Origin of the sequence: Thermonema rossianum DSM 10300, assembly GCF_000426825.1 — a bacterium.
In the GTDB taxonomy this organism is placed as follows: domain Bacteria; phylum Bacteroidota; class Bacteroidia; order Cytophagales; family Thermonemataceae; genus Thermonema; species Thermonema rossianum.
Window position 1 is genome coordinate 26,697 of the sequence record NZ_AUGC01000005.1, and the last position, 20,218, is coordinate 46,914.

Below are 20,218 nucleotides of genomic sequence, written 5' to 3' on the forward strand. Positions count from 1 at the left end.
TGGAAAGAGATGGAGTTGAAGATACTCAACCGGCTTTTGGGGTTTTTATTGGCGGGTATTTGCGGCTTTCCCGTTACACTTTGGGCACAATACCACATAGAAGGGCGAGTGACGGATGCCCAAACGGGCGAGCCTGTGCCTGCTGCCATGGTGTCGTTGTTGCCTCAGCAGGGCGAGCAAACCCTTGCTTACACGCTCACGGACCAAGCGGGGCGCTTTGCTTTTTCTTATGGGGGCGAAGTTCGGGTGCTGCGTTTGGTGATACGTCATTTGAGCTACCGGGAATATGCTCAATTATTGGTGCTGGCAGAAGAGAATACGGCACCGGTAGTAATACGGGCAGCCTTGGAGCCGCAGGAGTTCGAGCTGGGCGAGGTGGTGGTGCAGGAAGCGCCGCCCATTATTGTCAAGCAAGACACCGTCATCTACAACGTAGAGCATTGGCAACAAGCCGGCGACCAAACATTGGAGGATGTGTTGCGCAAGATGCCCGGTTTTGTGGTGCTGCCCAATGGCGACATTCAGTATAATGGCAAGGTGATTCAAAAAGTATTGGTGGATGGCAAGGAGGTATCGAACGTAGGGACGGCAGCCGTTACGCGCTCCATTGACCCATCGAAGGTGGAAAGCGTGGAGGTGCGCACCAATGAAAAAAGTCAAAAGCTGAAAAACAGTTTGCTCGACCGCAATGAGTTGCTTGTTTTGGATGTGAAGCTGAAAGAAGACGTGAAGCAGTCTTTTTTCGGCAGGTTAGGCGCGGAGGGCAGCTTTCAGGCAGAGGAGCTTGCCGCGGGTGGCTATGCCAACCTGATGCATGTAGGCAAGCAGGCTGCAGCCCAACTGATTGCCGAGCAAGAGCCGGTGGGAATCACAGAAATCTCCATCTATGATTTGCGTAGCATCGGTACCGATGCTTTGGCTGAGCTGTTTAGTTTGCCGGCAGACTTTGAAGAATTGAAGCGCCGGGAAGGGTATGCGGCTGTCCTTTATGGTTTTCGTGATTATCTGCGCAACCCGAATACCATTGCCGGCATCAGCACCAAATGGCAGCTTTCGCCTCATTCAGAGCTGACGGTGGCTTCTTTTAATCAACACAATGAGCTGACCACACAGAGCAATACCCGTTGGGATTTTGCAGGGAATAACTCTTTCAACGAGTGGCGCAATAAAGTCTTTCAACTTGACTTTCAAAACAAGAGTAAGCTGCTTTGGGAGCGGGATACTGAAAAAAGCAAAAGCCGGGTAGCGCTGAATGTGGACTATAGGGATGTGCGTCCCAATACTTTAAACGAAGAAAGCACTTCCGGTCTGTATTACGACTTTCGCAGCCGGCAGCAACGTCTGGCGCTGTTGCCTACGGTCTTTTATGAGCATTTGCTGAACGAGCGCTGGGCTATACAGTTTAAAGGAGGGTATGTGTACCGTCTGCAAGACCTCGACAACCGACTTTTGCACAACGATTCTTCGTATGCAACTTACTGGCAGGATGACAACGGCAATTTTATTAATCATTTTCGCCAGAGCCGCCGCTACCTTCAGCATGCTTTGAAAAGCGCCGCTTTGCTGCAATACACTTCTGCTTCCTTGGGGGATTTTAGACTGGGGGGCGCTTGGGATTTCAACCATATGGCAGCAGACAAAAAAGCAAGCTACTATGCCGGCGAAAACTGGAGTCCTCTCTCGCCTTCTGCTTTTGATGGAAGCATAGAAGGTCTGCAATCGTATCTGATAAAGCCATTTTTCACACATAATTTTCAGGCAGGCGGTCTTCTGTTGAGTCATACTTGGGCATGGGCGCAGCAGTGGTATCCAACATTGCCCAATAATGATATGCGCAGCAAAAGCCGCTTGGAATATGAAGTAAACTTATCGACAAGTCTCGCTTCATGGAGCTTGGACGCTTCTGTTTCGCGCCGCCTGCTTGATTTCCCGCTTGTAGCCTTGACCCCCGGCGACGAACTGGAAGACTTCCGCAGCATCGTTCGCACCCGTCAGTTGCCACTTGAGCCACAGGTGGGGCAGGTGTTTTCTTTCACTGCCTCGAGGTCGTGGATAGGTAGCTGGGACTTTTTGTTGGCAGTAGCAAGAGGCAAAACACGCAACGCACCTTTGTTTAGAGTGCAAAATGTACCTTTTATTGAACAGCTCTATGCCCAACAACTTGCCGACTACTGGATGGGCGAGATACAGCTGACAAAAAACTTCCTCGATCCGGCATTAAAGTTGGAATTCGTGCAGTCTTTTCTCCAAAATGGGCAGGAAAACATAAACGGAGCCGACAGCACTACCTACCGTTCCGATGCCGTGCGCTGGATGACGGAGCTGAATGCCCACTATGGCGGTATGCGCAGCCGCTGGAAGCTCACTTGGTACAACAAGCTGTCGAACTATGCTTTTCGTAATGAATTGATAGAAGGTGTGCCGGTGCAGCGTATGTTTTCTTCACAGTTGAATGTGGAGTATGAATTGCTGCTCGAACGCTTGATCCTTGCAACACAGGGGCGTTACGTGTATTTTTATGATGCACAAACGGCTACTTTCCGGGAGGTGAATGCAACGCTGACTTGGATAAACAAGGCATGGCGTTTTTATGTGGAGGCAGGCAACCTTTTAAACAACCGTGCGTTTGTCATGCAAGACATAAGTCCTTTGCTTATCAGCACGAATTACCGGCGTGTGTTGCCACGCTATGTGAAAATAGGGATAAGACGGACGTTTTAAGGCTTTGTTTTGGGAGGTGCCCCTTATGTCGCTATGGGCACTTCCTTTTTTCTTTATTTCGGCCCTCCACTTTCTGTCATTTCGAGCGCAAGCGGGAAGTCTCTTGCAGCATAAACGGGCTTGGCTTGACGGGATGTCTCACTTCGTTCGACATGACAAAAAGTAGAAGGAAATTTGGCTTGAAGGGATGGGGTTCTCTTTGAGTTTTTTTGCTTTTTCAGAAGCACCTTTTGGTCTTCTTGTTCTTTCTTTGTCATTTCGAGCGTAAGCGAGAAATCTCATGCTGAATGAGCTTCGAAAGGGGATGAGGCTATTTATGCTTTCCGGGATGGTAAAAGGAACTTTACTCATAAAAAAAGACCGGATTACCTGTTCCGGTCTTTTTCTTAGTTGTGTTTCTTGGCTGTTTTCAATACTGCGCCAAGCGCTCCATGCAAACTGTTTCGTTGTCTATCTCCAGCAGTTGGGTGCTTTCGTGGGGAAGGTTGCTTTTCCATTCAATGCTCAAAGTGGCCGGTTTCAGTTCGCACAGCTGTGCGGCCGGGATATAAATTTCAAAATAACCGTCGGCAAGGGTAGGACGAAACTCGCCTGCTTCACTTACCGGTTGGGTTTGGGTGATAAGATGGTTTATTTCTTTGCCTTCATGGAGCAGGCGGAAATAGAAGCGCAGGCGGGTGCCCCAATCTGCCAGCACCAAGTCGGGCATTTCGTAGTGAAAGCGCAAGACGGTATGCTCTACGCCTTCTATCTTTTGTTTGCGGCTGTCAACCAACTGAACACGCACCAGCTGGGTGGCAGGCAGCTCTTGGGGCAAGGGTACGCTGAGCATGGCGTGCAGGAAGTCCGCCTCCTTGTCTTTTAGGGCTACTCTGATGTGCTTGCCTTCTTCTACTGCATAAAGCGGCAGGAAAAACTTCCATTCGCCCGTGCCCGCCTCTAATTGATAGCCTTCCGGATGAATGTTGGCGTTGCCTTTGATGAGGTGAATGTATGGGATACCTTTTTTGGCGGCAAAGGTGCTGTCGTAGTATTCTACAAAAAGAAGGGTTTGCGACTCATCGAAGTTGCGGGTGCGCAATACTACGCTTACTTCATAGCCTTGTACGCCTTGATAAAGGCTTGGCGTAAGGGCAATGTTGCGCGCCATGACAGCCAATGCGGGGCTGCTCTTTATTTGTAGACTGCCGCTTTCCACTACGCCTTTGCTTAAACTAACCTCGTTGTGGTTGTTTTGGGCAGTCCATTCGTGGGTAGTGAGCAGCATATGTTGCCGCGAGGGGTCGGCATGCCATAGCTGCCATTGCAGCAAGTCGCCCTCGGCTGCATAGGTGGTGAAGGTTTGAGCGGGCACTTCGCTTGCTTCGGGGTAAACCTCGCTTTGTCCGAATACTTCTTTTCCCACCAATGCCTGCACAAATACATTGGGGGCTTTTTTTCTGATGTACTGTGGGTAAGCAGGTATGTTGTGGCGTTCGCTGCTCCATGCAGAGTAGGGGCGCAGTGCCAGCCGGCTTTGTTGCATGTGTACACGGTAGCGTGCCGCCTGTTCAAACGATATTTTTTGCCGGTGAATACTTTTCTTATGCAGCTTCCCTTCCAGGTCGGTAAAGTGTAACACCAGCCATGCTTCCTGCTTGCCGCTTGGCAGGTCTATGTCTTTGTAAGGAATCAGCCAGTCGCCGGAGAAGTGTAGCATGGCTTCTCTTGGCTTGGTGATGAGGTAATGATAGCTTGCCGCTTGGTTGAAATAGTATTCCGGTGCTTGCCGGGGTTCATAAAGAATTTGCCCGTCTTCTGTTTCCAAGGTGGCATACAGACAATAGTAAGACAAGGCAGGCTTGTTGCCGGCGCCTTCTATGACCTCATATCCGTAGCTAAAGGTGCCTTGTGCCGACACAAGCAGCCCGTTCAAACCTTGTTTTTTTTGCCTTTCGGTAACGGACAACTGCGAAAAATTGATTTCCTGCGAGCGGTAGGAATACATCTTGGGCTTGAACACCATCAACGATTGGCTGCCTGCTTCATAGCGGTGGCTTCTGTCGAAATTGTAAACAACTACCTGAATATTGACTTGATGATTGCCGGGCGGAAGCTTGAGGTGCTCATAGGGCACGAACAGCTCCACTTCTTCTATAATCTGCCGGTCAAACTTTGGATTTTCTATGGGTTGTATTTTAGCCCACCGTTCATACCAGCGTTCGCCGTCTGTTGTTTGAAATACGGTGTTGCCGCTGCTGTCGCTAATGATAAGCCCTACAAAAAAAGTACCTGCTTCAGCCGGGCGGTCGGGGGCCGCAAAGGCATCGTGTGGGTGGGCGGCTTTGAGATTGAAGCGCACATTGAAGCCTTTGGTGCCACTCTTGGCGTCGGCCTGCAGCAGCAGGTGATCGAAACTAAACGATTGAGCCGTGTAGTCCAGCGAGCGATTGCCTTGTATCTCTATGCTTAGCGGACTTTGGTGAATGCTTCCAAAGTCTTTGGGGTTGTCGAACTCACCGGTGCGGGCGTGCAGTTCAAAGATGAGATGGTGCTTGCCGGCCGGCAGGTTCAGCTCACTCTGCGGGACACGCAAGATGAGCCCTTCGGCATAAGCTTTGCCCGGGTTCGAAAAGCTCTCGGTGGCAAGCGCCGCTACGTAATTTTTGGGGTTATTGTACAGCTCCTTGCCGGAAGCAGCCTCTTTGATGACGGCATAAAATTTATAACGCGAATTGCTTAAATCTTTTACCGGAAACTTGAAATAGCAATTGAAAGTTGCTTTAATAAAACGCTTTCCTTCATGCACATCTGCGCTGTTGAGCTGAAAGGAGCGAATGGTGAACTGCTGCCGGTGATGGAGAGGAACACTTTGTGCCCATACAGCCTGAACAAGGCCAAGTGCTACAATCAAGCAAACAGTTAGAAAGTGCGATTTCATAATCTTAGGACTTAATATTCTTTGCCGTAAAGAGAAGTGCATATCCATGACATTAAAGCGTGAGCAAGAATAGTTTCAATCTACAATTTGAAAAAAAGGAAATGTATTGTCAAATAAGCACCTACGACAATATGTAAGCTTTGGTTTGTTTGTTTGTGCTTATTTTAATGTATTTAAGTCTTTTTCTTTCAAAGAAAAAAACACTTTTGAGTTATTTAAAAGAAAATAAGCTTGGTGGTGGCTGCCAGTTGCCGGTGTAATAGTTTCTTTTAAAAACTCCATTTTAGTCTTGCAAAAATTACATTCCCCTGGTTTTTGAAACTTTTGTCTGTTTCGGCAAAATAGACTTGTGTTCGGAGTTATGTTTTTTTGCTTTTCCGCTAATTGAAAAAGAATAAAAAAACGCATAAAAACACAAAAAAAGACTGCCCGTGGGCAGCCTTAATTAAGTTTTTTATTGTTCATCGTCGTAAATCATGACTTTTATGTTACCTTGGGTGTCCACATAGCCCCGGTACATACCTTTGGTGTTGAAGGGCATGGCTATGTTGCCTTGGCGATCCAGTGCAATGACACCGCCATCGCCGCCCAGCTTGTCTACCTTGTCTATGACCGTTTGTGCTGCTTCCTGTACACTCATGCCTTTGTATTTCATGAGGGCTACAATATCGTGGGCCACGGCAAGACGGATGAAGTACTCGCCCCAGCCGGTAGCCGAAACGCCACAAGCTGCATTGTCGGCATAAGTGCCGGCACCGATAATGGGCGAGTCGCCCACACGTCCGAAACGTTTCATCATCATGCCGCCGGTAGAGGTGCCGGCAGCCAAGTTACCGGCTTGGTCCAGTGCCACGCAGCCCACGGTGCCATGTTTTTCTATTTCTTCATAGTCGAGGCTTTGTTTGCCGCTTTTTTGTTTTGCCCGTAGGTACTGCTGGTAGCGTTTTTCATCTTTGAAATAGTCCGGTTCCACCATTTCCAAGCCCACAGCGCGGGCAAAAGCTTCTGCACCTTCGCCCGTCAGCATCACATGGGGGGAGCGTTCCATGACGGCACGGGCCGCTTGAATGGGGCTTTTGATGCGCCGCACGCCTGCCACTGCACCGGCATTGAGTGTCTTGCCATCCATGATGGAGGCATCCAGTTCGTTGGTGCCCGCATCGGTGAAGACAGCACCGCGGCCGGCATTGAACAGCGGCGATTCTTCCAGTATTTGAATGGTGGCTTCTACTGCATCCAGGCTGCTGCCACCACTTTGCAAGATGCCGTATCCTTTGCGGAGGGCTTCTTCCAGCTTTTGTCTGTAGGCTTTCTCCAGCTCCGGTGTCATGCGGTCACGCGAAATGGTGCCTGCACCACCGTGCACTACGATGGCAATGGGCGATTGACCATAGCACAAAGAAAAGATAAACAGTTGCAGGAAAAGAGTTAAAAAGGTACGCATAAGCTTTGTGTTTTTAATTAACGATGAGGTTCAAGCATGATGACAGAGGCAAAACGCCCGCTTTTTGTGCCTTCGCGACGGGCAGAGTAAAACTGTTCTTTGGCTTCATAGGTGCATACTGCATATGATTGAATGTTTTCCGGCGGAATACCTTCCGCCATGAGTTGAGCTTTGGCTACTGCCAGCAGGTCAGCATGATAACGTCCGCTTTCTTTTTTTCGTATACATACCTGAGAGCGAAAGGCAACAGGTACGGCATCTTGAAGAGCCGTCGCCACTTCTTCACCCACTTCATAATATTGTACTGAAATATGTGGACCAATGCCAACCACCAGCTGCTTGGGCAAGACACCGTAGGACTTTTTCATCTGACGGATGCTTTCGGGAATAATGCCCGCTGCCAAGCCACGCCATCCGGCATGAACGACGCCTATGGCAGCTGCTTGGGGCGCATACAGCAACAGGGGTACACAGTCAGCCGTAAGCACACACAAGGCAATCCCTTGGCGGTTGGTTATCATGGCATCGGCTATGGGTGGGGGCGCGCCTGCCTTGTCAATGACTGCTACTGTATGGCCGTGCACCTGCTGCATGAAACAAAGGTGAGCCGGTGGAATATCCAAATGCTGTGCTACTATCTGCCGGTTCTTTTGCACATGCTCCGCCCGGTCGCCGACGTGCATGCCCAAGTTCAAAGAAGCATAAGGCGGCAGGCTGTATCCGCCTGTGCGTGTGCTAATCAAGTGCTTTACCTTTTCGTCAAACTGAAAGGGCGCAATGAAGACAGGATGTCGCTGCATAAGCTGTGTTTCTTTTCCTTATATTAGCCTTTAAATTCAACAATTGTGACAAGGAATGCAAGTTGGTATTGGGTTATATGCCTTTGTTGTTATGGGCACATAGCGGCGGCGCAGAGCACTCTTTGGAAAGGGCAGTGGCTGCTTCATGAGTCGGCGTGGTTTACACAAGAGGCTTTTTGCTTAGATTCCCTGCCGAAAAAAGAAGGCGCCTATCTCTTGCTTGTGTTTGATGAGGGGCACCGCTTGCACCTGTCTGTGCCCGGACATGTAGCCATTTGTGAATCACCGGCCGTACAGTTGGACTCCGGAGCATGGTGGTTGGAAGGCAACTCCTTGCTGTTGTATCTAAAAGGGAAATGGGGCGACGGGCAGGGATTTGAATATAAAATACAATATGAGTGGAAGGCAACCCCGGGGCGTCGTTGTTTGAATGTGCTTCGAATATTACATGCTAAAGAGTAGCACAATCATAAGAAGTTATTGACTTTTATATTGCTGCTGTGTTCGTTTTCTATCTCTGATTTTCAGAGGGATAATAAAAAAAAGCTCTGAATGCAGAACAATCTACGGCATTTTCATTATCTTGCCTGAAAAGTTTTATTTTTTTGCTGAAAAAACAAATTTCTCTTATTTTTAAGAATAAGACAACCAAACACACACGGTTATGAAAAGCGACTATCCATGGTTTAAAAGTTACCCTGCGGGGGTGCCCCACGAAATCAATCCCGATCAATACAGCTCTTTGGTAGATATGCTTGAAGAAAGCTTCCGCAAGTTTGCCGACTTGCCGGCTTATGAGTTCATGGGATGCGTGATGAGTTACAAAGAGCTGGAAGAAAAGTCGAAGCACTTTGCAGCTTATTTGCAAAGTTTGGGGCTGAAAAAGGGCGATAAGTTCGGCATTCAGATGCCTAATGTCATGCAATATCCGGTGGCTTTGTTTGGGGCTTTGCGCGCAGGCTTAACGGTCGTCAATGTGAACCCGCTTTATACCGAGCGGGAAATGGAGCACCAATACAATGACGCCGAAGTCAAAGCCGTGATTATCTTGGCAAATTTTGCCGACAAGTTGGCGCACATATTGCCCAAGACACAAATCAAGCATGTGATAGTCACCGAAATAGGCGATATGCTGGGCTTCAAGCGCTTCTTGGTCAACTTCGTGGTGAAGTACATCAAGAAGATGGTGCCCAAATTCCACATTCCGGGGGCTGTTTCTTTCCCGGACGCGCTATCGAAGGGAGCAAAGGTGCAGTATGTGCGTCCTGAAATCAACAATGAGGAGCTGGCATTGCTGCAATATACAGGAGGCACCACAGGCGTATCGAAAGGCGCCATGCTGACCCACCGCAACCTGGTAGCTAACCTGCTGATGATCAAAGCTTGGATGCTGGGGCTTGAAGAAGGAAAGGAGATAGTCATTACGCCTTTACCTCTGTATCACGTTTTTGCGCTGACGGTCAACTGTTTCCTGATGTTCAGTGTAGGCGCAAAGAATGTGTTGATTGCCAATCCCCGGGATATCCCCGGTTTTATCAAGGAGCTGAAAAAGCATAAGTTTACTACAATGACGGGCTTGAATACGCTTTTCAATGCCCTGCTCAACCATCCTGACTTTAAGGAAGTTGACTTTTCCCGTGCAAAATATATTGTGGCCGGTGGCATGGCCATGCAACGGCCGGTAGCCGAACGCTGGAAAGAAGTAACCGGAACCATCATAGCCGAAGGGTATGGTTTGAGCGAAACGTCGCCGGTGCTTACCTGTAACCCCTTGGATGGCACTGCCCGCATTGGCACCATAGGCTTGCCCGTGCCCAGCACCGAGTTGAAAATAGTAAAAGAAGACGGCACGGAAGCCGGCATAGATGAGCCCGGTGAAATCTGGGCGAAGGGTCCGCAGGTGATGAAAGGCTATTGGAACCGCCCCGATGAGACCGCCAAGGTCATGACCGAAGACGGCTGGTTTAAAACCGGCGACATAGGAGCTATGGATGCCGACGGCTTCTTCCGCATTGTGGACCGCAAGAAAGACATGATTTTGGTTTCGGGCTTTAATGTATATCCCAATGAAGTGGAGGAGGTGGTAGCCGGGCACCCCAAGGTGCTGGAAGTGGCTGCCATTGGGGTGCCTGACCCACAATCTACGGAGCGGGTTAAAATATTTGTGGTGAAAAAAGACCCTTCGCTTACCGAAGAAGAGTTGATGGCTTACTGCAAAGAAAACCTGGCGGGCTACAAGGTGCCCAAATACATTGAATTCCGCGATGAGTTGCCCAAATCGAACGTAGGTAAAATCTTGCGCCGCAAGCTCAAGGAGGAAGAAATGCAGAGAGCGGGCAGCTCTGCTTAACGAACGTATGAAAGCATGGGGAAGAGGCTGCCTGCTCGCTAAGGCTGCCTCTTCCTCTTTTTATTTTTACGGTTTAAAAAAATAAGCATGGAAGATAAACACTTGCACTACTTACAATTGGCAGCAGAAGAAGCACAAAAAGGGGTGCTTCAAAATGAGGGAGGACCTTTTGGCGCCGCCATTGTATGTGGCGGCGAACTGATAGCCCTCGCTCATAATGAAGTGCTGAAGACCAACGACCCTACGGCTCATGCCGAAGTGGTGGCTATAAGACAGGCAGCTGCCAAACTAAAACGCTTTGACCTGTCCGACTGTATTTTATATGCCACTTGCGAGCCTTGTCCCATGTGCTTGTCGGCGGCTTATTGGGCTAAAATAAAAGTGTTGATATATGCCTGCACACGGCACGATGCGGCACAGGCCGGCTTTGATGATGCTTTTATTTACGACGTATTGGAAGGAAAAGCTACGGAAAAGCGGATGCAAACGCTTCAAATAGGGCGGGATTTGTGTTTGCCGGTATTCGAGCTATGGCAGAAGAAAGGTGATAAAACTCTTTATTAGGGTTTAAAAAATGGATTTTCTGAAGGCAGAATGGCGCCGGTTGATTGTGGCAAACTATGAGGTGCCGGCTTCATTGCTTGCATCTTATGTGCCGGCCGGTACGGTGCCGGATTTATGGCGTGGACGCTGCATGCTGAGTCTGGTAGGTTTCATGTTTTTAAATACCCGTGTATGGGGGCTGAAGATTCCGGCACATGTACATTTTGAAGAGGTGAATTTGCGCTTTTACGTGCAACGTCAAGAAAGAGGAAGCACTAAGCGGGGGGTATCCTTCATTAAGGAAATCGTTCCGAAGCCGGCTATTGCCTGGGTAGCCAACACACTTTATCATGAGCACTACGAAGCTATGCCCATGTGTCATCAACAAGAAAGAGGGGAAGTAAGCCAAAAAGTAGTTTATGAGTGGAAAAAAGGCGGGCGATGGCATAGTTTGGAAGTAGAAGCTTCTACACAAAAACAGCCTTTATTGCCGGAAAGTGAAGCGGCTTTTATATTGGAACATTATTGGGGCTACAGCCGGGTCAATAGGCGAGAAACCATAGAGTATGAGGTGAAACATCCATCTTGGCTTGTGTATGAGGTACAACGTTACCGGATAGATGTTGATTTTAAAGAGGTGTACGGAAAAGAATTTGCTTTTTTAAACAGTCAAGCACCTTGTTCGGTGTTTTTAGCCGAAGGGTCGGCTGTTCGGGTGAGCAACAGACGTAAAATCAGAATAAAGTAACTATCTATTTCTTCTCCATTTCGAGAGAGTCCGGCAAATAAAAAAAGACACCTTGCAAGGTGTCTTTTTTTGGAGTGTATAGCTTTATGCTTTATGGTTTTTGAAAGGGATAGTAAAAATCAAGCTCGCTGTCTATGATAAGGTGCAGGCTTTCGGAGGGGTTGAAGCGGAATGCCTGGAATTTCCATGTACCCATGCTCCCCAATAAGTGGATGGCCTTATCGGAGGCTTTATAAACTTGATAAACAGCCAATGGTTGCTTGGAAGGGTAGTAGTTACGGCGGGTGATATTGCCTAATTTGGAGCTGTATTTTACAGCAAACACATTGGTGTGGTGTGCCAAATTATTGACCCGGCTTACTGCTTTTTCCCCATCGGGGAAGCTGATTTCGCTGAAATTGCCGATGACCACATAGCCACGTTCTACCGGTACGAGGTTCACCACATTGCCTAAAAGACGAAACTCCTGTTGCCAGTTAAGCTGCCCGTTGCTTGCTTTGGCTTCTATGAGCAGAACTTTTTCATTAGCGGTAGCCGGGTCGAAGAGGGCTTGCCCTTTGGCAAGTAATGTCCAATAGCCAAAAACATCATTGTAGCGAATAAAGCGCGGGCAGTCAGTAAAAGGAAGGGGGACCTTTTCAATGCGCTTGCCTGCATTGCTAAATCGTTCTATGGCAGCTTTTTGTATGCTATAAGGACCCGTGGCGCAGGCAACGGCGGTTACCAGGCAGCCGTCTTCGGTGAGGGTCAGTGAGGTGTAAGCAGTGGAGTTTTGTGCTTCACTTTCTTTTTCTTGGTGCATCCATACAACCTTGCCTTCCGATATTTTTGCCACGAAACCGGTCAGTTGGTCATTGGCTGCGCGACGGAAGCCGCAGAGATAATAATTGCCTGCACCGTCTTTTACACTTTCAGCCACGACCCATTCGCCTTCTTTTACCTCGTCAAGTGGGCGCCAATTGGGGGCAGTAGGCAAGGGTACATTTTCGTAAGAAGTGACCGGCATGCTTTCCAGCAGGCGGTTGATTTGGTCTTTTACCTCTGTCTCCAGCCGGCGTACCTCTTGATTTATCCAAGCATCTTCTTGTGACAGGGCCTGGCGCAAGGTGTTGAGTGAAGTATAGCGGCTATTCAATATGGTTTCATACTTTTTAAAGTTTTTTTCATTGGCTGCAGCCAATGAGGCAGATAGCGCTTCTCTGGCTTTTCCCCCATAGAAAAGCAGTTCGCTGAATTGCTGTGCTTCTTCGCGTGCATCTAAATTGGTTTCGAGCTTGGCAATTTGCTCTGCTTGTGCATAGGCAGATTTGTGTGTATAATATTCTATTAAGTTGGATATGAGTGAGTTGTAATCATAGCGGTTCAGTTTCAGCAACAGTGGGCGATCTATTTCATAACTTTGCTTGTTGTCGGCAGCTTGTATGGCCTCTTTAAAGGCGGCCGCCAGCGACTGTTTGAGTGGTTTTATTTCTTTTTGAATATTTTCCACGGTTTGCCTTGCCCACTGTGCATAATTCCACAGTTGAATGTCGGGGCGCAGAAAGTCTACGAAAGGCTCCACGCCATCTATGCGGAAATCCACAATAGGGCGCACCGTATATCTTTGGTTGTATCCTTCAAGCGGATATTGGTCGAGTGCCTGGCGGTAGCGATCGAGGTAATAAACAGTGGAGTCATAGTGCAAAGCCAGCCGGTTGAGTGTCTCGATCACGTTTTCATCGGCCAGTATAAGCAGCTCTTTGTAGGTATAATACTGTTCGGTGAGGCCGTTATAAAGACGCAGGCTTGCGTCGTAGTGTTCTACGGCTTTTCCAAAATGCCGGAGGATGGTGCTTAGGTTTTCTTTGAGCCGGCGATAATGAGCTATTTTTTGCTCAATGACAGGCTTCACCTCGCTTATTTCTATTTTGGGCTTTCCGCTGGCTTTGTCCTCTTCGTCGAAAAAATCCTCATAATACTCTGCATTTTTGCGCAGTTCTTTTTCGGTAAGGCGCTTATCGAACTCCGAGAAATAGTAAATGCAACTATCGGCATAGCGCATGACGATATGCCCTTGAAGCAGCGGGTCGAAGCGGTTGGCGCGCTGTTCGCTGATGCGTGCCAACTGATAGTAGGCATTGATGGCATCGGGCTCTTTTTGAAGGTAAATGTGTAGCATGCGGTAGGCTTGCAAGTAATTTCCTTCCTGTATTAAGGGGTAAATGTCGCGGCTGTATTTAATCTTTTGGCCATAAGCCGGCGCCAGGCTTGCGCAACACAATAGCAACAACAACCAATATTTATAGATGATTTGTTTCATAGTTTACAGTTTTTAAAGAGGGCTTTAAATAGCAATTACAATCAATTCACAACGCCGGTTCTTTGCGCGGTTTTCGTCTGAGTCATTGGGTACTATGGGCTGAGACTCGCCATAACCTTTGGGAACCATGCGGTCTTCGGGAATACCAAATTTTTTCAGATAATTGAACACACTTTGTGCACGGGCTTGCGATAATCGTTGATTGAAAGCTTCCGAGCCTTTGTCGTCAGTATGAGCCGCCAACTCTATCTTAAGGGTAGGATTGCGGCGCATCAGTTCTATTACTTTTTTCAGTTCCCGCTCCGAAGCATCGGAAAGCTCGGCAGAGCCTGTTTCAAAGTAGATGTTGTTGAGTGTGAGCTTGGTGCCTATTTTTAGTGGTGCCAATTCTATTACTTTCTTTCTGGTAGCATCTTTGGCACTGATTACCGGGTTTTTATCCGAATAGAAAGCATAACCGGCAGGGTTGCGCACCTCCAGCTCATATTCATCCGATTCCCGGATATGCACTTTGTAATAGCCGGGTGTATTGCTGCTGTTTTCGTCGAGCGTAATGACCTCATCACGGCTGCGGTTCACCAAAACCACCGTAAAGGGCAAACCTTCTCCTGTTTCAAGGTCTTTAACTACAATCTCATATTCTTTGGTTTCCGGACGCAAAATAGCATCTTTCTCTACCACATTGTAACGAACCTTCCGGCTAAGGTCAATGACAAAGCTTGTGTCTATATAATTGTCGGCTTGCACTTTGAGCCGGTAGCTTGCGCCAATGGGTAGCTTGAGGGTGGTTCTGCCATTTTCGGTTTGTTGCCGGGCTATTTGTTGTTCGCCCTCTTGTTTGGTTACCAATATTTGGGCGTTCAGTGGTTCGTAGATGAGGCGGTCAATGGCGTTGACATGTACGTCTGCCGTGCGGAACAGCTCTATATCGCGTTCAAACTCTTGGTATTTGTCCAGCTTTCGCAGATCGAACTCAAAAAAATAGACCGTATATCCTTGCTTTTCCACTTCTATGATGTAGCGTTTCCCTTCCGATAGCACAACGGTATAACGCCCGTCAGAGGGGTTGTTTTCCAGGCGCATAAGCTGCTCTGTGGTTTCGGCATCGTATACATTTACATAAGCACCGATGCCTTGGCGGCTTTCACCATCGCGAATATATCCTTGGATGGTGATGTTCCGGTTCTGCCGGAACTTTGGCGGAATGGGTACTGTGTAAATGTCGTTGTTGGTTACGAAGTAAAGCAAGTCGCCCGAAGCCGATACGCTGGCAAACTGGTCTCGTTCGGGGGTGCTGGCAAAGTCCATTAAGACAGGATTGCTCCAGTCGCCTTCTTCGTTACGTCGTGAAAGGTAGAGGTCAAACTCACCGATGCCGCCCTCCCTTATAGAGGAAAATATGAGGGTTACATTGTCGGACATGATACGTGGGGCTTTTTCGCAGCCTAAGTTGATAGGCATGGGCAGCGGGTAAGGCTTTTGCCATTGTCCGTCTTTGCCCTTTTCGGCAGCGAAAATACGGTAGCAAATAGCATCGCCACGGGTAAGGATGTCGCCATCTTCGTCGGTGCTTTCCCGGATGAAGTAGAGCGTTTTGCCATCGGCAGAAATACAAGGGAAGCCTTCGTAAGCAGGCGTGTTGATGACCGGACCAATATTTTTAGGCTTACTCCACCGGTCGCCAATGCGCCGGCTGTAGTAAATGTCTTCACGCCCGTATCCGTCTTTGAAAGAAGCAAAGAAGTAGAGCGTGTTGCCATCGTAACTGATGGAAGGTCCGCCGATGAGGTCGGTATCGCCTCCATACATATTGACCGAATCGATGGGTTCGGGGTTGGTCCAGCGCCCATCACGCAGATAGCTTACATACAGCTCCCACTTGCCGTTGTTCCGGTTGGTTTCGAAAATCATGGTCCGTCCATCGGCGCTTACGGTGGGGGCGTACTCTATGGCTGCTGTATTGATGGGTGGGGGTAGCGGTTGCTTTTGCGCCCGCAGCCATGTGGGCAGACACAGCAGACAAAGTAGAAAAAGATAAATGTTCTTGTTCATGTTTCAAGATGGTTTTTAGTGTTTATACAAGACCGGAATATTATTCAATACCTGTAATGACAAAGCTTCCCCAATAGTAAGGGTGCGGGTACTCTTTGCGCAAGCGCTCTTGTGCCTGACGGAAGGCAAGATGCGTATTGCCATTTTTCAGATATGATTCATAAAAGTAGCTCATAAGCTTTTGGGTGGCTTCATCGTTGACCTTGAAAAGGCTCATGACAACGCTGCGTGCGCCGGCCACCAAGAAAGCGCGCTGCAGTCCATAGACGCCTTCGCCTATTTGTACGTCACCGAGTCCCGTTTCACAGGCCGAAAGCACTACCAGACGGGTATTGTCCAAGGGCAGGTTTTGTGCTTCATAAGCAGTAAGCACACCGTCGGCTGTATTGATGGCGGCCGCGCCTTCGCTAAGCAAGCGCCCTCCGTCTTTGAGCAGCAGGCCGGAGCGCAGCATAGGGTCATTGGCCAACAGGTTTTCAAAAGAGGTATTTTCCGAATAGTTGTCACTACCGGGGGCAAAAAAACCGTGGGTTGCAAAGTGAAGGATGCGTGGTGACTGCTTGAGTTGTTTAATGCTTTGCTCGGTGGCATTGGCGCCCAAGAGCGTGAGAATTGGCCAGTTGAATGACTTCAGCAGTTGAGCAATGAGGCGGGCTTCCAGCTCGGCGCCGGGCAATGGGGGTACTTCTCCGCCAAAATCCGGATTGCCCACAATAAGCACCTGTCCGGCAGTGGTTTTTTGCTCTATGGGCGCCGGACTGCGTTTCAGCAGCTCTTTACTGTTGCTGATGTAGCGTATGTCGTAGGTATCGAAGACATAGTTGTCTTTCAACGGGCGGTAAAAAGCGGCTATGTTGATTTGATTATATACGCCATCGGGTGACACAAACACACGTTTGACCGTGGCGGGCAGGCGTTCTTCGATATTCTGCCAGAATTGCTCATAAGAGAAGCGGTCGCGCAGCTTGAAGCGGGTGGCGTTGCGGTAATAGTTGTAGTAGCGGTTTTCGAGTGTCTTGCCTTCCTTCAAGACTACCGGCACAGGGCGCTTGCCTGCAGGCAGCAGGATGTAGGCTACATAATAAACCGAGTCGGTAAATGCATTTTGCTGTGGGTCGAAGTGTTGCACCCGGATGAGCTCGATGGCTGCCTCGTCGGGCTGTAGTTGCTTTTGTACTTGTTGCCAATTGACTTTTTCTACTTTCAATTTATTGAAAAGGGCAGCGCGCTCGGACAACTGCTTCTCCAGCCGGTTGATTTCCGACTCCAGGGCCAGTACATTCACTCCACTGCGTAGTTGGTCTTCTTTGCTCAAGTTGAGCAGGGCTGCCAACTGCTCTTTTCTTCTCACCCATTGGTTGTAAAGGGCTGTCAAGGTGCTGTCTTGGCTTTGGGTCAGCTGTTGCCGGGTTTTTTGTCCGGCATTGAGCAGAATGGCCTTGGTAGTCAGAGTATAGTTGAGCAGGGTTTCGTGCAGGGGGCTGCCCGCAGGACGTCCTGTAGCCAATGATTTGAACAGTTGGAAGTGGGGCTGTATGCTTGCCCAATATTTGGCTTTTTCGCGCTCGCTCAGGCTGGGGAAATAGCGCTCGATAAATAAAAGGTAGCCGTCCAGGCTCTGTTGGTAAAGTGCGGCTGCCGAGTCCACTTGCCCTTTGACATAAGCCAGGCGCGCCAAATAACTGATTTGACGGACATAGGCAGGGTGTTGCTCGCCAAAGGCACTGGCATAAATGTCTCTTGCTTCTTGAAAATAGGCGCGGGCGTCATCATAAGCCCCTTCGCTTAGGCTTACTTCGCCCAATAGGCTTTTGACATAAGCCACTTGGTGGTGTTTTTTACCAAACTTATTGCCGTAAATTTCTTCGGCTTGCTTTAAGAGCCGGACAGCATCGCTGTAGCGGCGCTCGTTTTTATAAAGAACGGCAAGCGAGCTTATCAGTTGGGCATAGGTGGGGTGTTGTTTGTCGAAAGTGCTTGCTGCCAAGTCGATGGCTTCCTTTAAAACGGCTTCGGTTTCGGCATAGCGTTCAGGGTGCAGGCTATACTCTATGAGGGCTGCTTCGCTCAATATATCGGCCATTTTAATATGCAGCTTGCCCAGTTTGTCTATTTGTATGCGCCGAATCAGCTCGGCTTCGGCTTCGGCTTTTTCAATGTCGCCCAATTCTATATGTATTTTGGCTTGTTGTGTAAGGACATCGGCATACTTGAGTGACTGCTTGCCGTAGCTTTTTTCTGCAATATCGAGCGCTGTGTAAATATGTTTTTGTGCGTCGGTATAGTTGCCTTGCAGGATGAGCACGCTTGCCATGGCTTGATGGGGGCGGATGAGACGGCGGCTGTTTGCCCCGTATTTTTTTTCTTTTTTGTCCAGAACGTCTGTAAGCAGCCGCAAGGTGCTTTCAAACTCACCGGTGCGGGCATACACCTCGGCAAGCTCTTCTACAGAACCGGCTTTGAGTGCCGTATAGTCGGTAGGAATGCCTTGTTTTTTTTGCTTTTTGGCTGCTTGGCGCTCTACGGCAGTAATGGTGGCATTGGCTTGGCTTAGCAATTGGGTGGCTTTGTTATAGTCGCTAATGGCAGCATATATTTTAGCTACTTGCATCAGTGCCAAGGCATAATCAACACTTTCCGGGTCACCATTCTTTTCTATGATTTGCAGGGCATCCTGTGCTTCTTCACCGGCTTGTTTGAACTCCCCGTTTTCTTGCAGTATTTCAGCAAAAAGCAGTTTGGCGCGTGCCACTTTGATATGCCGTTCGCCATAGCGCCGGTTGAGTTGCTCTACGGTCTGCTGCATGAGGGCTTTGGCACGTGCGTAACGGTCGTTGAGTAAAAAGAATTCGGCATATAAGCGGTGGTAGGCAGGCGAGAGGTAGTGACCAAAATACATTTTCTCTTCGAAAAGTTCTACCGGCACTTCTTTTTCAAATATATTTTTGGCTTTTAGAAAATCTTCGCCATAATTGACGTGGAAGCCGGCCCAATCAACTTGGGCAAGGCGGTAGGCAAAGGTTCCGGGGATGAGGCGCTGCTGCTGGGCTTCCAAATAGCGTTGGTTCAGCTCCTCTGCTTTTTGTATGGATACGTCGTTTTGCACGTAGAGTTCCGTCCATACGCGCAGCAAGTCGGCGTAGATAGGATGATCTTTGGGAAGCTTTTCGTTTTGGGTGATGCTAAGCAGGATGGCTTCGGCTTCTTTGAAGCGCCGGTCACGGATGGCGCGCTCCATCTCAATGATTTGTGCTCTGAAATAATAGGGGGACTGCTTGCCGTAATATTGTTCTGCGACGCGCTTCATCTCGCGTATGTTGGCGTTTTGCACGAACCGCAGTTGCCGCCGCTTTACGCTATTGCGTGCAATGCCTTCGAGCAGGTGCAAATAGGTTTTACTTGACTCCTTAAAAGCAAAAGCATAATAGAGCTGGGCACGCTGTGCCATCTTATAATACGAGGTGGCTTTGGCGTAATTCTCCTGTGCATCATAATTCTCGCCGAAGGCAATCAGGTGTGCGGCATAATCCGGGTCGGTAACACCCACCAAGCGGCGTACTGTGAGGTTGTAAGTCTTCAGCAGCGAGTCAGCTTTTTCGTAATCGCCATACACGGTTTGGGCGCGTGCTTGCAGGGTGAGGTCGCGTGCCAGTTGCCGTTTTACAAAGCGCTTTTCCGGACCTGACAGCTTGCGGGCACTGCCTTCTGCCTGTTGGCGGCGCTCCTTGGCTGCTTCCTGTGCCAATGCATAGGCTTGCGCAGCTTCTTGGCTTTCCAGCAGAAGCCATGCTTGCATTTCTTTGTAAAAAGTCTTCACCAAAGGGTCTTGAATGCGGCTGCTGTCGATGGCTGTCAACAGCTGATGCGCACGCCTGAAATTGCCGTATTCAAGATAAGTATGGGTTAACAATAGTTGTCCCAAGGCAAAGCTGTCGCCTTGGTCTTTTGCTTTTTCCCGTATTTTACCGCTTTCTTCAACGGCCTTTTGCATGTCTTCGAAACGTGCCAAGGCTTCCAGGTTGCGGGCTTGAAGGGCTTGGAGCCAAGCTCTTTGAATATCACTTTTGGCACGGCTTAGTTTCTTTTCTGCCAATGCATGGGCACGCTTATAGTCGCCCATGCGGTAGCTTTTTTCAATATTTTGCGTTAGCTTTAAGTATTGCCTCAATACCTGCGCCTCGGAAGGCAGGCTGAGAAGCAATATAAACAAGATGGCAACCCCCAATCGTTTCATAAGCTTTCTTGTGTAAGTTTTTTCATATATTATGTAAGTTTACAAAAATTGCACCATTTTAGCACACTCTTTGCGTCAGGATAAACCGAAAACCAAAATTATTGAAA

At 48.7% G+C, this 20,218-nt stretch carries 11 protein-coding genes; 5 read left to right on the forward strand and 6 right to left on the reverse strand.

Annotation, left to right across the window (positions count from 1 at the left end):
* Positions 1–9 precede the first annotated feature (9 nt).
* Positions 10–2,721 (forward strand): carboxypeptidase regulatory-like domain-containing protein, encoded by a 2,712-nt coding sequence (locus tag K384_RS03735; RefSeq protein ID WP_038029578.1) that lies wholly within the window; start codon positions 10–12, stop codon positions 2,719–2,721.
* A 409-nt stretch (positions 2,722–3,130) separates the two neighbouring features.
* Here K384_RS03735 and K384_RS03740 read toward each other — a convergent pair whose 3' ends face one another.
* The 3 genes from K384_RS03740 to pgeF form a co-directional block, all read right to left on the reverse strand.
* Positions 3,131–5,641 (reverse strand): hypothetical protein, encoded by a 2,511-nt coding sequence (locus K384_RS03740; RefSeq protein ID WP_038029580.1) that lies wholly within the window; start codon positions 5,639–5,641, stop codon positions 3,131–3,133.
* 454 nt (positions 5,642–6,095) lie between these two features.
* Positions 6,096–7,085 carry an isoaspartyl peptidase/L-asparaginase family protein gene (locus K384_RS03745; RefSeq protein ID WP_038029582.1) on the reverse strand — a complete coding sequence of 330 codons (990 nt, stop codon included), beginning with the start codon at positions 7,083–7,085 and terminating at the stop codon, positions 6,096–6,098.
* 17 nt (positions 7,086–7,102) lie between these two features.
* Positions 7,103–7,885, reverse strand: coding sequence for a peptidoglycan editing factor PgeF (gene pgeF, locus K384_RS03750; RefSeq protein WP_038029584.1), 783 nt, complete (start codon positions 7,883–7,885; stop codon positions 7,103–7,105).
* A 45-nt stretch (positions 7,886–7,930) separates the two neighbouring features.
* On the opposite strand from pgeF, the gene K384_RS13720 reads away from it, so the two are divergent.
* From K384_RS13720 to K384_RS03770, 4 genes are all read left to right on the forward strand, one after another.
* Positions 7,931–8,347 (forward strand): hypothetical protein, encoded by a 417-nt coding sequence (locus K384_RS13720; RefSeq protein ID WP_157630040.1) that lies wholly within the window; start codon positions 7,931–7,933, stop codon positions 8,345–8,347.
* Positions 8,348–8,549: 202 nt separating this feature from the next.
* Complete coding sequence (locus tag K384_RS03760; protein WP_038029588.1) at positions 8,550–10,235, forward strand: AMP-binding protein; 1,686 nt, start codon at positions 8,550–8,552, stop codon at positions 10,233–10,235.
* Positions 10,236–10,322: 87 nt separating this feature from the next.
* The gene (locus K384_RS03765; RefSeq protein ID WP_038029590.1) at positions 10,323–10,799 is read left to right on the forward strand and encodes a nucleoside deaminase; all 477 of its coding nucleotides are present in this window, start codon (positions 10,323–10,325) and stop codon (positions 10,797–10,799) included.
* 10 nt (positions 10,800–10,809) lie between these two features.
* The gene (locus K384_RS03770; protein ID WP_038029592.1) at positions 10,810–11,526 is read left to right on the forward strand and encodes a YqjF family protein; all 717 of its coding nucleotides are present in this window, start codon (positions 10,810–10,812) and stop codon (positions 11,524–11,526) included.
* Between the two features lie 91 nt (positions 11,527–11,617).
* On the opposite strand, the gene K384_RS03775 is transcribed toward K384_RS03770, so the two are convergent.
* Genes K384_RS03775 through K384_RS03785 form a run of 3 tightly spaced genes read right to left on the reverse strand, consistent with a single transcriptional unit; the run spans position 11,618 to position 20,111 of the window.
* Positions 11,618–13,825, reverse strand: coding sequence for a hypothetical protein (locus tag K384_RS03775; RefSeq protein ID WP_038029594.1), 2,208 nt, complete (start codon positions 13,823–13,825; stop codon positions 11,618–11,620).
* Positions 13,826–13,849: 24 nt separating this feature from the next.
* Positions 13,850–15,877 (reverse strand): OmpA family protein, encoded by a 2,028-nt coding sequence (locus tag K384_RS03780; protein ID WP_038029596.1) that lies wholly within the window; start codon positions 15,875–15,877, stop codon positions 13,850–13,852.
* A 40-nt stretch (positions 15,878–15,917) separates the two neighbouring features.
* Positions 15,918–20,111 (reverse strand): CHAT domain-containing protein, encoded by a 4,194-nt coding sequence (locus tag K384_RS03785; protein WP_038029598.1) that lies wholly within the window; start codon positions 20,109–20,111, stop codon positions 15,918–15,920.
* Between the last annotated feature and the right edge of the window lie 107 nt (positions 20,112–20,218).

Coding starts and splice junctions, on each gene's coding strand:
- K384_RS03740 (WP_038029580.1), bottom strand. CDS start 5,641: ATGAAATCGCACTTTCTAACTGTTTGCTTGATTGTAGCACTTGGCCTT.
- K384_RS03785 (WP_038029598.1), bottom strand. CDS start 20,111: ATGAAACGATTGGGGGTTGCCATCTTGTTTATATTGCTTCTCAGCCTG.
- pgeF (WP_038029584.1), bottom strand. CDS start 7,885: ATGCAGCGACATCCTGTCTTCATTGCGCCCTTTCAGTTTGACGAAAAG.
- K384_RS03780 (WP_038029596.1), bottom strand. CDS start 15,877: ATGAACAAGAACATTTATCTTTTTCTACTTTGTCTGCTGTGTCTGCCC.
- K384_RS03735 (WP_038029578.1), top strand. CDS start 10: ATGGAGTTGAAGATACTCAACCGGCTTTTGGGGTTTTTATTGGCGGGT.
- K384_RS03745 (WP_038029582.1), bottom strand. CDS start 7,085: ATGCGTACCTTTTTAACTCTTTTCCTGCAACTGTTTATCTTTTCTTTG.
- K384_RS03765 (WP_038029590.1), top strand. CDS start 10,323: ATGGAAGATAAACACTTGCACTACTTACAATTGGCAGCAGAAGAAGCA.
- K384_RS03775 (WP_038029594.1), bottom strand. CDS start 13,825: ATGAAACAAATCATCTATAAATATTGGTTGTTGTTGCTATTGTGTTGC.
- K384_RS03760 (WP_038029588.1), top strand. CDS start 8,550: ATGAAAAGCGACTATCCATGGTTTAAAAGTTACCCTGCGGGGGTGCCC.
- K384_RS03770 (WP_038029592.1), top strand. CDS start 10,810: ATGGATTTTCTGAAGGCAGAATGGCGCCGGTTGATTGTGGCAAACTAT.